The following is a 13,445-nucleotide window of genomic DNA, read 5'->3' on the forward strand; positions in this document are numbered from 1 at the left end:
GGGCCGTTCTCTGCCGGAAAGCCTTGATATATCAAGGCTTTCCGGCTTTTCAGTCAAATCTCCACCAGATCCATCATTGCCCGTTCCACGCAAAGCGCCGTTTTGGCGTTCAGCACCAGGGACAAGTCCACCGCACAGCCTCTGTCCGTGCGGGGATGCAGCACAGAGACATGCTGCAGGGTCTGGGGCCCGTGTGCCATACGCTCCAGGGAAAAGCAGAGAGGCGGCACATCCGCGAACACGCCGCAGGGCGACTGTCTGAGAAGAATGGTGCCGGTTCCCTCTGCCGCAGACGCAGCGCAGACATTCAATGTATACTGGATTACATAGGTTTTTCCAGGGTTCAGCTGAACCTGCGCGGGAGCGTTCCTGTCCCAGCAGATATCTGTTCCCGAGCAGCTTCGCTGTCTCCAGGACAGGCGGCTGTCCGGCGTCCACAGTGCTTTCTCCCGATGGCCTGTCAGCTGAAGTGTGCTTTTTTCACAGGACGGCGTCCTGCATGGAGCCGGACCCGGGAAGGGACCGGTGCACGGCGGGGAGACGGGCGGACAGGGCGGGCAGAGGCCAGGGGCTGGAGGAGACGGCGGAGGACACGGATCAGGCGTTGGTTTGTGGGGCGGGGATGGGGGAAGCGGGCAAAATTCCAGTACGTGATCCAGCTTGTTTTTCAGCATCATCTGATTTTGCGTCACCGCCTCCACAAGAGCGGTGACGCTTTTGTTGACCGCCAGTACGTCCTGGGGACAGGCACAGGGACTTGTGCCCGGCAATGTTCCCAGGATATATTGCAGTTTCTCACCCTCGGCGTTGAGGATATGGCTCAGGGCAAGCTCTTCCATCGCAATGGATGCGATAATCATGGTCAGAGCTTCCTCACGGGTCATATTCGCTCCGCCGTGGGGGAAAGAAGGCATAGACATATTCAAAAACTCCATATCTGTCCCGGCGGAGCCGGGACCGGGATACGCGGCAGGGCATCCGTGCCGCCGTCCTATCCTATGATAGGGAACGCAGTTTGGTTCCAGCCGGAACGCCCGGGCGGGTATGCGCATAGAGTAATCCCGGGTACGGCGGCAGGGAGGCCTCTTCTCCCACCGCCGCGCCGGATGCGCTTTGAAATCGCACTTTACAAATCGAAAGGAGATTCCCGACTTATGTCTCTGCCCAGTTTTCCCAAGGTTGATCCGCCTATTGAGCGGGAAGGCGCAGTCAATCAGATTCTCTCCTCCATTGCCATGGAGGAGCTCGGACTGAGCCATATCCTCAACGCAGAGGGAGAGAAACTGCAATATATTTTGGGCACCCTGCCCGGGCTCAGCGGCCCTGCCGCCACCGTCAGCGACGTGCTGGCTGCCAATGAGAGCGTCCGCAGCATGCTGGAAACCGCCGTACAGAACCAGCTCTTCCTGAAAGCGAAGATGCAGGGTGCTCTGACGGCCTCTCCCATGCAGGGCCCCACCGGTCCCACCGGCCCCACCGGAGCCACCGGCCCTGCCGGCGGTCCTGCCGGCGCTACTGGCGCCACCGGCGCTGCCGGAGCCACTGGAGCCACCGGGCCAGTCATATATGCGCAACAGCGAAATGTCCTGAAAACGCAGGAAACATCAAAAGAGATCATTCTCCCCTCTATACCATTTTTAAGCAGGAGGCAAGCTGGCCTCCTGTTTTTCTATGCTCTCAGTGAGGCCCGGGCCATGCCGGAGTCATGAAGCTGCTGGCGGGGGAGGCCCCATGAGCCTGTCCGCCTGGAGCGGCTGGTACGATGACGCCAGGCAGGCCTGTATCCGCCGCGGCTTATAATTGTTCTTGGAATAAAAGACGTTTTTTGATAAAATGGAGGCATTTTAAGGAATCCATACAGGCCTCGCCTCTGCCGTTGTGCAAAACAGACAAAGCATCCGGGTCCGCATATAAAATCCGCACAATTCCACCAAGATTTTTCCGGCTTCGTGAAAAAACACAGCGAAACGTATTTCCGGGCCCTGAAAAAAAGCCGTATTAAAATCGCGGTGTTTTTCCTCTAAGATGAACCCATCAAAAGCGCCGGGCAAGGCGCGGAAAACAGGAGGAAACGCATCATGGAAAAAGGCTGGCTGAATCTGGAGGACCGTGTGGTCATCGTCACCGGCGGCGCGTCGGGCATCGGCAGGCACACCGTGCAGACGCTGGCGGCGGCAGGAGCGAAGGCGGTGATTGCCGACGTGAGTGTAAACACCGGCGAGGAGCAGGACGGCGCCTGGTGCGTCAAATGCGACGTGACCCGGCAGGAAGACGTCAAGGCGATGGCGGACGCCGTCGTGAAGCAGTTCGGGAAAATCGACGCGCTGGTCAATGTGGCCGGGATCAACCTGCCCCGCCTGCTGGTGGACGTCACCGGTGAGCGGCCTGAATTCGAGCTGGACGAGGAATCCTATGACAGGATGTTCGACATCAACGTAAAGGGCATGTTCCTGTGCACCCAGGCCTGTGTCCGGCAGATGCTGAAGCAGGGGGGCGGCGTTGTTATTAACATGTCCTCCGAGTCGGGCAAGGAGGGCTCCCAGGGCCAATCCGTCTACTCCGCCACCAACGGCGCGGCGGACAGCCTCACCCGCTCCTGGGCCAAGGAGCTGGGCAAGTACAACATCCGGGTCGCCGCCGTCGCGCCGGGGATTCTGGAGCCCACCGGCCTGCGCAGCCCCGCCTATAACGAGGCCCTGGCCTACACCCGGGGCTGCAAAGTTGAAGATTTGTCCACCGATTACACCAAGGTGATTCCCCTGGGCCGGGACGGCAAGCTGGACGAGGTGGCCGACCTGGTGACCTATCTGGTTTCCGACCGGGCCAGCTATATTACCGGTACCACCATTGATATCTCCGGCGGCAAGTCCAGAGGGTAACCGGCAGACTAAAAAAGACAGGAGGGGAACCGCGTGGGAACCGGAGAAAACCGCATCGCAAGCATCCTCCTGGCCTTTTGCCGCGTACATACTCTTTCCGCCGGAGAGCTGGCGGAGAGGCTGGAGGTCAGTGAGCGGACCGTCCGCAACGACATCAAGCAGCTCAACGAGGACCTGAAGGGCTGCGCCGCCGTGGAAAGCGCTCAGGGCCGGTATACCCTCCATGTCTATGACGGCGCCGCCTTTCATGACGCGCGGGCCCGTCTCACAGAGAGTGACGAGCGCTTCAATTCCCCCCGGAACCGCATGGACTACATGTTCGGGCGGCTTATGCGGGCGGATGCGCCGCTGCTGACGGACGACCTGGCCTATGAGATGAGCATTGGCCGCAGCACCTTTACCGGCGACCTGAAAAAGCTCCGGGCGGAGCTTGAGCCCTGCCGGCTGTCCATCCTGGGCAAGACCAGCAAGGGCCTGGTCCTCCAGGGTCAGGAGACGGATATCCGGAATTACATTCTGGAAAACGCCTATGAAGCCCTGTACCGGGATTATCCCCTGGACCCGGAGATTACGGAGCTGGTGGACGCCTCCTTCTCCCAAAGCCCCTTTGAAAAAAGCGACGCCTTCCAGCGCTTCCTGACGGTGATGCTGGACCGCTTTCTCACCGGGCACCCTCTGAAAAACCTGCCCCAGGCCTTCTACAGTCTCACTGCCCGCCGGGAGTTCGGCGTGATTGACGGACTGCTGGAGGAGATTGGCCGGTTTTTCCATGTGGAATTCCCCCCGGAAGAAAAGCTGTTTGCCCTGCTTCCCATTGTGGGGATGCGGACCCCGGCGGACGCGGAGAACATGAAGGCCATCGAGCTGGACCAGGCCATGGGCCCCCTGGCGGATGAGATTTTCCGGCAGATACGGCTGGAGCTGAACATCACCCTGGAGCGGCCGGAGTTCATGGAGGAATTCCTCTATCACCTGATGTTCATGATTAACCGCCTCCGCTTCCACGTACGGCTGAAAAGCGGCGTGGTGGCAGAGCTGCGGGAGAAGTATCCCCTGGCCTGGCAGATGGGCGGCGTGGCCGCCCAGGTAATCCGGGCAAGGTACGGCGTGGAGGTGACAGAGGACGAGCGGAGTTATCTCGCCTCTTACTTCGGGGTGTTCCTGGAGGAGAGCGCCAAGCGCCGTCGTCCCTTCCGGGCCGCGGTGGTCTGCGGCGTGGGCCGGGTCACCGCCCGGCTGGTGGCCTCCCAGCTGAAGCGGGTGCTGGACAGCTCCGTGGAACTGACACTGCTGTCCATGGAAAAGGCGACGCCGGAACGCCTGGCGGAGTTCGGTCTGATTTTCACCACCGTCCAGCTCCCCTGCCGGACGGAACAGCCGGTGATTTTCATACACGAGATTTTCAACGAGCAGGACATCCGCCACAAGATCGAAAAGGCCAAATACTGGGACCAGGTGGACGTCCCCGTCCTGGACAACAACTGGTTTGTCATGGTGGGCCTGCTGGACGAAAGCCGGTTCTTCCGCTTTGACGGCGGCGGGACCTATGAGGAGGCGGTGGAGACCATGGTCGCCTCCCTGACGGAGGGGGGCCAGGTGGACGGGGACTTTGCCCGGCGTCTCCGGGAGCGGGAGGAAAAGGGCTCCATGGCCTTTGACCACGGCGTAGCCATTCCCCACACCGTCCAGAAGGCCGGGGACCGGATGGTGCTGGCGGTGGGCGTATTCCCCCAGCCGGTCCGGTACCGGGACCGGGAAATTCAGCTCATTTTCCTCCTGGGCCTGCCGGAGAAAGTGGATGCCGAGGACGGCATTCTCGTCCGGGTCTACGAGGAGATTATCAGCGTCGCCAAGGACAGCGGCCTGATGGAAAAAATCACCCACGCCGCCGATTTCCAGGCCCTTCTGCGGGCGCTGTACCGGCAGGTCTGAAAGGAGCGTTCTCTATGGTTCAGCTGGGTCTGTTGATTGCCGGGATGTTCGTGGTCCAGGCGGTACTGAGCGTATTGCAGATGCGCCATTTTTCCCGGGAGTTCATGAAGCTCCGCCGCCGGGGGAAGGTGGCCTGCGGCCGTCAGGCCGGAGGCTTCCACGCCGGGGCCATTGTGATGTTCCTCATTGACGAAAGCGGCGTGATTCAGGAGGGCAGAAAGCTCTTCGGCGTCACCTGCTTTGCCCGGGTGACGGCGCTTCCCGGCTTTGAAGGGAAGCACGTGGGCGGCCTGACGGAGGAGGACCTGCCGAAGCACGGCAGGAACCTGCGCAGGGCCATTCTGGACGCCCGGAATTCCTATAACAAATTTATCTCCGGCGAGGAGATTCCCCAGCCGCCCTCTCCCTTCCAGCGGGTAGGGAGGACCCTGACCGGAAGAACCTGAAAGGTGGATTTCTATGGATTTCATTGTCAATTTAGCCGCCGGGTTTATGAACCTCTTCACCCTGGGCGGACAGCAGTTTTTGAGCTGGGTCACCGGCATCATCCCCACCATCGTCATGCTGCTGGTGCTGATGAACGCCGTCATGGCCATGGCCGGGGAGAAGACCGTGGCGCGCCTCGCCAAGGTCTGCACCGGAAACCCGGTTCTCCGCTATGCGGTGCTGCCCTTTGTCAGCGCCTTCATGCTGGGCAATCCCATGGCCCTGTCCATCGGCAAATTCATGCCCGAGTTCTACAAGCCCTGCTACTACGCTTCCGCTACCTACCACTGCCACACGAACAACGGTCTGTTCCCCCATATCAACGCCTCTGAGCTCTTCATCTGGCTGGGCATCGCCAACGGCATCACGGCCCTGGGCCTGGATACCACGCCCCTGGCGGTCCGGTATCTTCTGGTGGGGCTTGCGGCCAACTTCATTTCCGGCTGGGCCACGGAGTTTACCACGAAGATGGTGGAAAAGCAGCAGGGCGTCACCTTGAGCCGCGAGTTCAAGGCCGCGAAGTAAGGAGGAGAGAGGATTATGTCTGACTATCGTTCTATCCGCGTGGAGAAGGGCCCCGGCGGCTTCGGCGGTCCCCTGACCATCACGCCTACCGAGCAGCGCAATAAGGTCATGTACATCACCGGCGGCGGCGCGGAGCCGGAGTGCCTTTCCAAAATCGTGGAGCTGACCGGCCTGACCCCCGTCAACGGCTTCAAGACCAACTGCCCCGAGGAAGAACTGGCCCTGGTCATCATCGACTGCGGCGGGACTCTCCGCTGCGGTATCTACCCCAAGAAGCGCATTCCCACCATCAACGTCATGCCCGTGGGCAAGTCCGGTCCCATGGCCCAGTTCATCAAAGAGGACATCTATGTCTCCGCTGTCACCAGCGAGCAAGTTTCCCTGGCGGAGGGCGCTCCGAAGGCGGAGCCCAAGGCGGAGGAGCCCCAGAAAGCCCGTTTCACCGCGGACCAGAAGGTCTCCGAGACTCTGGCGAAGCAGGAGAACAAGTCCCTGGTCACTAAGCTGGGCCTAGCGGCGGGCAAGGTGGTCAACACCTTCTACCAGGCCGCCCGGGACGCCATTCAGACCTGCATCACGACCCTGCTGCCCTTCATGGCCTTTGTGTCCATGCTCATCGGCGTCATCAACGGCTCCGGCTTCGGCAACGCCTTTGCCGCCGTCCTGACGCCGCTGGCGGGCAACATCTTCGGCCTGGTCGCCCTGGGCGTCATCTGCTCCATCCCCGGCCTGTCGGCCCTGCTGGGTCCCGGCGCGGTGATTGCTCAGATTGTCGGCACGCTGGTGGGCGCGGAGATTGGAAAGGGCAACGTCGCCCCCCAGCTGGCCCTGCCCGCTCTGTTCGCCATCAACTGCCAGGGAGCCTGCGACTTCATCCCCGTGGGTCTAGGCCTTGCGGAGGCGGAGACCGAGACCATCGAGGTGGGCGTGGTGTCCGTCATGTATTCCCGCTTTGCCACCGGCTGGCTCCGGGTGCTGCTGGCCTACGCCGCCAGCTTCGGCCTGTACGCTTGAGGGAATCGGGCCTTAAAACGGCTCATTCCTGTTTGACAGAAAAGCCTGTCCCAAAACCACAATTCCTGATTTCTCATTCCTCATTCCTAATTGACAGAAAGGGTTTGTTATGAAGATTATCTATGAGAACAAGGTCAAGGCCCTGGGCGCCTGCGTGGACGAATTCAAGGACTCCAATATGTTCGTCCTGTTCGGAGACAACGCGCCGGAGGAAATCACCGACTACTGCTACCACGTGGACGTCACCCCTGTGAACGGCAGAATTGCCCCGGGGCAGACGCTGGTCCTGGACGGCGTCTCCTACAGAATCACCGCCGTGGGCGCAGAGGCCCCTGTCACGCTGGCGGGCCTGGGCCACTGCTCCGTCTCCTTCAGTGGTCAGACAGAGGTGGACCTCCAGGGCACCATCTACGTGGAGGGAACCATGCCGGAGCTGCACGTGGGGTCCGTCATTCAGATTGTGGAGGAGTGAGGACATGTCCATCAAGCTGAATATCCAGAACGCCGGCTTCCGGGACCACGAACTGGAGTACGTCCGCCCCCTGGCGGAGACGGCCTCCATGCTCCTCTCCGAGCGCACCGGCCAGGGACACGAAATGCTGGGCTGGCTGGACCTGCCCCACACCTATGACCGGGAAGAGTTTGCCCGGATCAAGGCCGCCGCCGGGCGCATCCAGGCCCAGAGCCAGGTGCTGGTGTCCATCGGCATCGGCGGCAGCTACCTGGGGGCCCGGGCGGGTCTGGAGTTTACCAAGGGTCCTTTCGGCAGCCAGCTGCGAAAAGGCCAGGGCGTGGAAGTCTACTTTGCCGGGAACAACCTCAGTTCCAGCTATATTTCGGACCTTCTGGACATCATCGGAGACCGGGATTTCTCCGTCAATGTCATCTCCAAGTCCGGCACCACCACGGAGCCCGCCGCCGCCTTCCGCATCTTCAAGACGAAGCTGGAAGAGCGCTACGGCAAGGAGGGATCCCGGGAACGCATCTACGCCACCACTGACAAAGCCAGGGGGGCCCTCCGGGGTCTGGCGGAGGCCGAGGGCTACGAGACCTTTGTGGTGCCGGACGACATCGGCGGGCGGTTCTCCTGCCTCAGCGCCGTGGGGCTTCTGCCCATGGCGGCAGGGGGCATGGACATCGACCAGGTGATGAAGGGCTGTCTGGACGCCTGTGAGCGGTATCAAAACCCGGAGCTTCTTCAGAATGACGCCATGCTTTACGCGGCTGCCCGGTTCCTCATGCTGATGAAGGGCAAGCAGGTGGAGATTCTGGCCAGCTACGAGCCCGCTCTGGTCCAGTTCGGCGAGTGGTACAAGCAGCTGATGGCGGAGTCCGAGGGCAAGGAGGGCAAGGGCCTGTTCCCGGTGTCCGCCAGCTTCACCACGGACCTCCACTCCATCGGCCAGTTTATTCAGGACGGGTCCCGAACCCTTTTTGAGACGGTTCTCTGGGTCGAGCGGGCCCGGCGGGAAATCACGGTGCCCGCCGACCCGGAAAACGCGGACGGTCTGGACTTCGCCGCGGGGATGACCTTGCAGACGATGAACGAAAAGGCCATGAAGGGCACCCTTCTGGCCCACGTGGACGGCGGCATGCCCAACCTGGTCATTACCCTGAACGAGCTCAGCGACTGCACCTTCGGTGAGCTGGTATACTTCTTCTGGAAGAGCCTTGCGGTCTCCGGCTACATGATCGGCGTGAATCCCTTCGATCAGCCGGGTGTGGAGGCATACAAGAAAAATATGTTTGCGCTTTTGGGCAAGCCGGGGTATGATGGAGCCCGGAAAGCGCTGGAAAAACGGCTGGAGAGTCTGGATTGAGGATAAGGGGGGAACGCCGGTGAAACGGGGCGCGATTTTCGACATGGACGGCCTGCTGCTGGACACGGAACGGCTGTATCAGGAGAGCTGGGTGGAGATGGCCCGAGCTTTCGGCCAGCCTCCCGACCCGGCGTTTCCCTCCGCCGTCAGCGGCACCAGCGGCGAGGGAATGCGGGAGGTGATTCGCCGGTATTATCCGGCGGTGGACCCGTATGCCTTTCAGGCGGGGTGTCTCGCCCGGGTGGACGCTGTTTTGGAAAAACAGGGACCTCCGGTGAAGCCTGGAGCCGGGGAGCTGCTGGACTATCTCAGCGCCCGGGGCGTGAGCATCGCAGTGGCCAGCAGCAGCGGACGGGAGCGGATTGCGTCAAACCTCCGCGCCGCGGGGCTGGAGCGCTTTTTCGACGCCGTGGTCAGCGGCCAGCAGGTGGAGCGGGGGAAGCCGGAGCCGGATATTTTCCTCCTGGCCGCCGGGGAAATCGGATGCCCGCCGGGGGACTGCTATGTCTTCGAGGACAGTCTCAACGGCGTCCGGGCCGGCATGGCGGCGGGGTGCGTCACCGTGATGGTGCCGGATTTGGTTCCGCCGCCGGAGGGTCTGGCGGTCAGCAGAGTCTGCACCAGTCTGCATGAAGCCAGGAAGCTGATTGAAAAGGGCCTCCTGTAACGGGAAAGCTTCAAGATTAGGAGTTGAACGCCATGAAACAGTTTACATACACCATTCAGGACCATGTTGGAATACACGCCCGTCCGGCGGGGATGCTGGCCAGAGAGGCCAAGGCGCTGGACAGTGTGGTGACAGTGGAAAAAGCGGATGGCAAATCCGCCGCCGCTACAAAGCTGATGGCCGTGATGAGTCTGGGCGTCAAGTGCGGCGATACGGTCACGGTCAAGGTGGAGGGCGGCGACGAGGCCGCAAACGCCGCCGCCATGGAAGCGTTTTTCAAGGAAAATCTGTAAACATACCCAGGGGCAGGGCCGGTTTCGGTTCTGCCCCTGCGGGCTGATACGGGGGAGGGTTATGCAGCGCCATAACGTCGGGGTTTCCTGGGCCGTCTTTTTCGTTGATGCCGTGCTTTTTGCATGGGCCGCGCTGCCCCCGGGGAGCCGGGAAGACCAGCGGGGCGTTGGTCTCCGCGGCAGGTCCGGCGCTGAAAAAGCCGTGTTCCGTCCGTAGGAAATGTGAGTAAAAATGCGGCGGACAGACCGGGATGGCCTGTCCGCTGTTTGATTGCCCGCCTGTGCTGACTTTGGGTGCTCCTGTTAGCCCGGCCTGACGGACTCGCTGAGCAAACAGTCTGACGGCGGTCCGCTCAGATTGCAGGTCCTTATCAAACAAGCCAACATCCATTTCAAGTATCAGGGAAAAGTCTGTTGACCGAGGCCGGGCAAAGCCGAACGAGCGTTTGCGGTATCTTACGGCAGGAGCAGCGGGAGCAACACCCCTGCAAGGTTCAGGATATGGAGCAGTAACAGGCAGGGCGGCGGGAACGTCGACCTGTCACCGTCGCCCTGTTTTAAGCTTATCCAAAATCGGAAAGTTGAATGTAATACACAAATTGGTTTTCCTTGATTAAATATCGAACATTTCTATCGGGCTTGAACACATTCAGCCGGAGAATTTGCGGCTGTACCAGATGTTCCTGGAAGAAAGTGTGATAGCTGAGAAATCGAGAATACTCATTTTCGCGCCTTTTTACAATTTCCGTCCACTCCGACTGTGACAAGTTGGGATTTGGATTTTCGCTGGTACGCTGAAAAACGCAATAAGAGTGGTCATAGATGCTTTTCAGTTCATCTAAAAATGGTTGCTTATACAGCCAAGTACACGTTTTTCGCGGATACTGGAATACTCTCTGCAACATCCAATTCAAGTCTCCACTGGGAAAATGAGAGGTTCTTTCCGGTTTGCCATATTCCCTCGTTAAAATCCATCCAGTCAAAAGAATCCAATACAAGGTTTCTTCCGGCGTATTGAAAGCAGGGGCTGGCAGAGGAAAAGTCCCCCAAAAGGTGTAGATATCCCATTGCCTAAAAAAGCTGTCTAAGATTGTTCTGTCAAAATCAACCGAATACTTCCGTTTCCATGTGTAGGCGTTTTTGAAAAGAAATTCCCAGCGTTCCTCATCGCTTGAAAATTCTTTTTGGCTGTTTATAAATTCATTTAGCCGCTTGTCTAAGCGATTGGTAAAAAAGCAACACTCAGCGTTTTCCTTCCAGTCCCACATAAAAGTTCCCCCCATAACATAAAAGAAGCAAGTGCATTCACCTGCTTTTGGGTGCTTTTCTCTTAAGTTCAAGTATAGCACATCTTCCCTCTGAAAACAATCCGTGCGCTACATTCGTTCCGCCTGTCCGGACCGTCAAGGGACGAGTCCTTTTTTCCCACAGGACGCAAAAAACTCCGTTGGCAAGCCTTTGGCCGTCTGGATTTTGGCCGCTGCCGTATCTTGGCCGAACAGGCGCCGCTGTTTGACGGCAGCGAAGCCCTCCGGAATGAAGTAGACACGGGGCGCAATGCGTGGTATGATGCCGTCAGGAGGGATGATGATGTGGACATGCCCAAAATGCGGACGGGAGTTCAAGAATCAAGGCCAGGGACACTACTGTGTCAAACCGAAAAACATGGACGAGTATATCGCGCTTCAGGAGGAATCCGCACAGCCCTTTTTGCGGAGCATCCGCGGTACAATCCGCGCCGCTCTCCCCGACGCGGAGGAACGGATTTCCTGGAGTATGCCAACCTTTTGGGGCGGGAAGAACGTGATTCAGTTCGCCGCGTCCAAGCGTCATATCGGGCTTTACCCCGGCCCGGAGGCCGTTGCAGCTTTCCGGGATAAGCTGGCCGGATATGAAACCAGCAAGGGAACCATACGGCTTCCCTATCAGGAACCGCTGCCGCTGGAGTTGATCGCAGAGATTGCGAAATGGTGCTGGAAGCAGTACCACATTTAAGAACCTGTATTCACAACCGCTGCACGCCGTTTGGCCAGTCTTTTTCCTACCATACTGCGCCGGTTTTCCTTGCCATATGTCAGTATGGCTGCGGGCGCTCTCCTTGTCTGACGAGACAGATCCTCGCCCATCCGGCATCCCCCGGCTGTGAATACAGGTTCTAAATTTCAAACAAAGACGGGCTGTCTGCCAATCTGGCGGACGGCCCGTTTTTTCTTTGGAGGTGTATGGAATTGAGTGAGCCTCGTTTTTCGAACTATTTTTTCGAAAAGCGGGGTTCTTCTTTTCTTCAATACATTGCTACATCTAGGGTTTAGGAATTTTACTGAACAAGCGGCATCTTCTAAAACTTTCAAAATCATAACTTTTATTTTTACATAAGGTCGCCATATGGACACCACTTTTGCGTTAAACGCTCCCAATAAATGTCCTCAAACGCCTGCGGCGTCTTGTAATTCAGCATCTGATGCGGTCGGATTTCATTGTAAAACTGTATATTACGCTTCAACGTTCCTTCGGAAGTGCTGTACTCCCGGCGATATGCTTCTTCTCGCTTGAAGGTCGAAAAGAAGGCTTCCGCAACAGTATTGTCCAGCGGCCTTGCCGAAGCAGAGAAGAACTGCTTGACAGCGCATGACTGAAAAAGAGCGGTCAGCGCCTTTGAAATATACTTGGCTGCCCCGGTCACTATGAAACGTTAGGCTGCCGGGTCTACCACGTTCTTGATAGGCTGCTTTGAACGTTTTTATAACCAGCTGAAAACTCTCTTTTCAGCAGGTTTTCTTTTTCAGCTGCTGTTTCCGTTTATGCAGTTTCTCAGCATCTACGCGAACACTATGTAGTCCCAATTCCCGCATTATGGCGGCGATACACCTTTTACTGATATGGATGCCGCTGGAAGCTAAGACCGTGCGGATCTTTTCTGCACCGTACCGCTGAACGCCGTCGTCAAAGACCTGTTTCACCTTCAGTGCAAGCTGAATAGCTTCTGCTTCATATTGATTCTTATCGACTCTTCAGAAGATATGGTTATATAACGTACCACGAGGTACGCCTAAAGCCTCGCATAGCTCATGGACGCTGTATGAATTTTCCAAAGAAATGTTGCCAGATTCTCTTGTGTAGGAACTTGGGTAATATATCCTGAAAGCTGTATAATCTCCACCTCTTGCTCCAGCTTCTGAATGCATCTGAAAGTGGCATTAAACTCCGAAAGAGTGTATGTCCGGTTTGGCGTTTAAGTGAGGCAATATGTTTTACGCCATTGGCAGATGGTACTCTGCGATATGTTCAGTTCTTGACTTAATGATTTGATGGATTTCCCTTTTTCATAGCGGCGGATCAACGAACTGGACGCTATCATCCAGAGACTCTACGAGGATCACGTTATGGGCAAGATGAACGCAGAACGGTTTGCGAAGCTGTCCGAGGGCTATAAGAAGGAACAGACAGACTTAAAGCAGTCTGCTGAAAGCCTTCAGGCCATCGCAAATGCCGCTGAAACTCAGGCCGTCAATGTCCAGAGCTTTTTGAAAATCGTGAAGAAGTACGCCGACCCCATCGAACTGACCCCGGCGCTTCTGCGGGAATTTGTGGAGAAGGTAGTCGTTCATGCCCCGGACAAGTCCTGCGGGCACCGTGTCCAGCGGATTGACGTACACTACACTTTCATTGAGGCGATTGATCTGTCCCCGGAGTACAGTAAGTACGAGAAAGAGACAGCCGCATGACACACTTGCATCATGCGGCTGTCTCCCGTCAGGAAAACTTCTTTATAGCCACCGCAGTTGAAAAGAAGCATTTGCTTCTTTTCAACAAGTGCGGCGATGATTCG

General features: G+C 58.0%; 17 protein-coding genes. 12 read left to right on the plus strand and 5 right to left on the minus strand.

Features of this window, described 5'->3' with window-relative positions:
• Positions 1-53 precede the first annotated feature (53 nt).
• On the minus strand, positions 54-920 hold the full coding sequence (locus Q0063_RS10195) for a hypothetical protein (RefSeq protein ID WP_297871867.1): 867 nt from the start codon (positions 918-920) through the stop codon (positions 54-56).
• Between the two features lie 234 nt (positions 921-1,154).
• Between Q0063_RS10195 and Q0063_RS10200 the strand changes: the two genes are divergently transcribed.
• The 10 genes from Q0063_RS10200 to Q0063_RS10245 all read left to right on the plus strand — a co-directional run bounded on the left by Q0063_RS10200 (position 1,155) and on the right by Q0063_RS10245 (position 9,616).
• The gene (locus Q0063_RS10200; RefSeq protein WP_297871868.1) at positions 1,155-1,709 is read left to right on the plus strand and encodes a hypothetical protein; all 555 of its coding nucleotides are present in this window, start codon (positions 1,155-1,157) and stop codon (positions 1,707-1,709) included.
• 369 nt (positions 1,710-2,078) lie between these two features.
• Positions 2,079-2,879, plus strand: coding sequence for an SDR family oxidoreductase (locus Q0063_RS10205; RefSeq protein ID WP_297871869.1), 801 nt, complete (start codon positions 2,079-2,081; stop codon positions 2,877-2,879).
• Positions 2,880-2,912: 33 nt separating this feature from the next.
• A complete protein-coding gene (locus Q0063_RS10210) occupies positions 2,913-4,811 on the plus strand; it encodes a transcription antiterminator (RefSeq protein ID WP_297871870.1) in 1,899 nt (632 codons plus the stop codon).
• 14 nt (positions 4,812-4,825) lie between these two features.
• Complete coding sequence (locus tag Q0063_RS10215) at positions 4,826-5,257, plus strand: transcriptional regulator GutM (protein WP_297871871.1); 432 nt, start codon at positions 4,826-4,828, stop codon at positions 5,255-5,257.
• A gap of 13 nt (positions 5,258-5,270) precedes the next feature.
• Complete coding sequence (locus tag Q0063_RS10220; RefSeq protein ID WP_297871872.1) at positions 5,271-5,822, plus strand: PTS glucitol/sorbitol transporter subunit IIC; 552 nt, start codon at positions 5,271-5,273, stop codon at positions 5,820-5,822.
• Positions 5,823-5,837: 15 nt separating this feature from the next.
• Positions 5,838-6,836 (plus strand): PTS glucitol/sorbitol transporter subunit IIB, encoded by a 999-nt coding sequence (locus Q0063_RS10225; RefSeq protein WP_297871873.1) that lies wholly within the window; start codon positions 5,838-5,840, stop codon positions 6,834-6,836.
• Positions 6,837-6,945: 109 nt separating this feature from the next.
• On the plus strand, positions 6,946-7,308 hold the full coding sequence (locus Q0063_RS10230) for a PTS glucitol/sorbitol transporter subunit IIA (protein ID WP_297871874.1): 363 nt from the start codon (positions 6,946-6,948) through the stop codon (positions 7,306-7,308).
• A 4-nt stretch (positions 7,309-7,312) separates the two neighbouring features.
• Positions 7,313-8,656 carry a glucose-6-phosphate isomerase gene (locus tag Q0063_RS10235; RefSeq protein WP_297871875.1) on the plus strand — a complete coding sequence of 448 codons (1,344 nt, stop codon included), beginning with the start codon at positions 7,313-7,315 and terminating at the stop codon, positions 8,654-8,656.
• Positions 8,607-9,323, plus strand: coding sequence for an HAD family phosphatase (locus tag Q0063_RS10240; protein WP_297871876.1), 717 nt, complete (start codon positions 8,607-8,609; stop codon positions 9,321-9,323). Before Q0063_RS10235 ends, Q0063_RS10240 begins: the two co-directional genes overlap by 50 nt.
• Before the next feature lie 32 nt (positions 9,324-9,355).
• Entirely contained in the window at positions 9,356-9,616 is a 261-nt protein-coding gene (locus Q0063_RS10245) for an HPr family phosphocarrier protein (protein ID WP_297871877.1), read from the plus strand.
• 563 nt (positions 9,617-10,179) lie between these two features.
• On the opposite strand, the gene Q0063_RS10250 is transcribed toward Q0063_RS10245, so the two are convergent.
• Complete coding sequence (locus Q0063_RS10250; protein WP_297871878.1) at positions 10,180-10,884, minus strand: hypothetical protein; 705 nt, start codon at positions 10,882-10,884, stop codon at positions 10,180-10,182.
• A 322-nt stretch (positions 10,885-11,206) separates the two neighbouring features.
• On the opposite strand from Q0063_RS10250, the gene Q0063_RS10255 reads away from it, so the two are divergent.
• On the plus strand, positions 11,207-11,611 hold the full coding sequence (locus Q0063_RS10255) for an iron chaperone (RefSeq protein ID WP_297871881.1): 405 nt from the start codon (positions 11,207-11,209) through the stop codon (positions 11,609-11,611).
• Between the two features lie 373 nt (positions 11,612-11,984).
• Here the strand turns inward: Q0063_RS10255 and Q0063_RS14760 are convergent, their stop codons facing one another.
• From Q0063_RS14760 to Q0063_RS14770, 3 genes are all read right to left on the minus strand, one after another.
• A complete protein-coding gene (locus tag Q0063_RS14760) occupies positions 11,985-12,299 on the minus strand; it encodes an integrase core domain-containing protein (protein ID WP_367180363.1) in 315 nt (104 codons plus the stop codon).
• An 82-nt stretch (positions 12,300-12,381) separates the two neighbouring features.
• Complete coding sequence (locus tag Q0063_RS14765) at positions 12,382-12,576, minus strand: IS3 family transposase (RefSeq protein ID WP_367180364.1); 195 nt, start codon at positions 12,574-12,576, stop codon at positions 12,382-12,384.
• A gap of 272 nt (positions 12,577-12,848) precedes the next feature.
• Positions 12,849-12,974 (minus strand): helix-turn-helix domain-containing protein, encoded by a 126-nt coding sequence (locus Q0063_RS14770; RefSeq protein ID WP_367180365.1) that lies wholly within the window; start codon positions 12,972-12,974, stop codon positions 12,849-12,851.
• 25 nt (positions 12,975-12,999) lie between these two features.
• On the opposite strand from Q0063_RS14770, the gene Q0063_RS10260 reads away from it, so the two are divergent.
• Complete coding sequence (locus Q0063_RS10260; protein ID WP_297871879.1) at positions 13,000-13,341, plus strand: DUF4368 domain-containing protein; 342 nt, start codon at positions 13,000-13,002, stop codon at positions 13,339-13,341.
• The last annotated feature ends 104 nt before the right edge of the window (positions 13,342-13,445 follow it).

The organism is uncultured Oscillibacter sp. (genome assembly GCF_947654275.1).
Taxonomy (GTDB): Bacteria; Bacillota; Clostridia; order Oscillospirales; family Oscillospiraceae; genus Oscillibacter.

Excerpts from the sequence above, each read along its gene's own strand:
- Q0063_RS10195 (WP_297871867.1), bottom strand. The coding sequence starts at position 920 with ATGTCTATGCCTTCTTTCCCCCACGGCGGAGCGAATATGACCCGTGAG.
- Q0063_RS10200 (WP_297871868.1), top strand. The coding sequence starts at position 1,155 with ATGTCTCTGCCCAGTTTTCCCAAGGTTGATCCGCCTATTGAGCGGGAA.
- Q0063_RS10205 (WP_297871869.1), top strand. The coding sequence starts at position 2,079 with ATGGAAAAAGGCTGGCTGAATCTGGAGGACCGTGTGGTCATCGTCACC.
- Q0063_RS10215 (WP_297871871.1), top strand. The coding sequence starts at position 4,826 with ATGGTTCAGCTGGGTCTGTTGATTGCCGGGATGTTCGTGGTCCAGGCG.
- Q0063_RS10220 (WP_297871872.1), top strand. The coding sequence starts at position 5,271 with ATGGATTTCATTGTCAATTTAGCCGCCGGGTTTATGAACCTCTTCACC.
- Q0063_RS10225 (WP_297871873.1), top strand. The coding sequence starts at position 5,838 with ATGTCTGACTATCGTTCTATCCGCGTGGAGAAGGGCCCCGGCGGCTTC.
- Q0063_RS10230 (WP_297871874.1), top strand. The coding sequence starts at position 6,946 with ATGAAGATTATCTATGAGAACAAGGTCAAGGCCCTGGGCGCCTGCGTG.
- Q0063_RS10235 (WP_297871875.1), top strand. The coding sequence starts at position 7,313 with ATGTCCATCAAGCTGAATATCCAGAACGCCGGCTTCCGGGACCACGAA.
- Q0063_RS10240 (WP_297871876.1), top strand. The coding sequence starts at position 8,607 with ATGATGGAGCCCGGAAAGCGCTGGAAAAACGGCTGGAGAGTCTGGATT.
- Q0063_RS10245 (WP_297871877.1), top strand. The coding sequence starts at position 9,356 with ATGAAACAGTTTACATACACCATTCAGGACCATGTTGGAATACACGCC.
- Q0063_RS10250 (WP_297871878.1), bottom strand. The coding sequence starts at position 10,884 with ATGTGGGACTGGAAGGAAAACGCTGAGTGTTGCTTTTTTACCAATCGC.
- Q0063_RS10255 (WP_297871881.1), top strand. The coding sequence starts at position 11,207 with ATGTGGACATGCCCAAAATGCGGACGGGAGTTCAAGAATCAAGGCCAG.
- Q0063_RS14770 (WP_367180365.1), bottom strand. The coding sequence starts at position 12,974 with ATGATAGCGTCCAGTTCGTTGATCCGCCGCTATGAAAAAGGGAAATCC.
- Q0063_RS10260 (WP_297871879.1), top strand. The coding sequence starts at position 13,000 with ATGGGCAAGATGAACGCAGAACGGTTTGCGAAGCTGTCCGAGGGCTAT.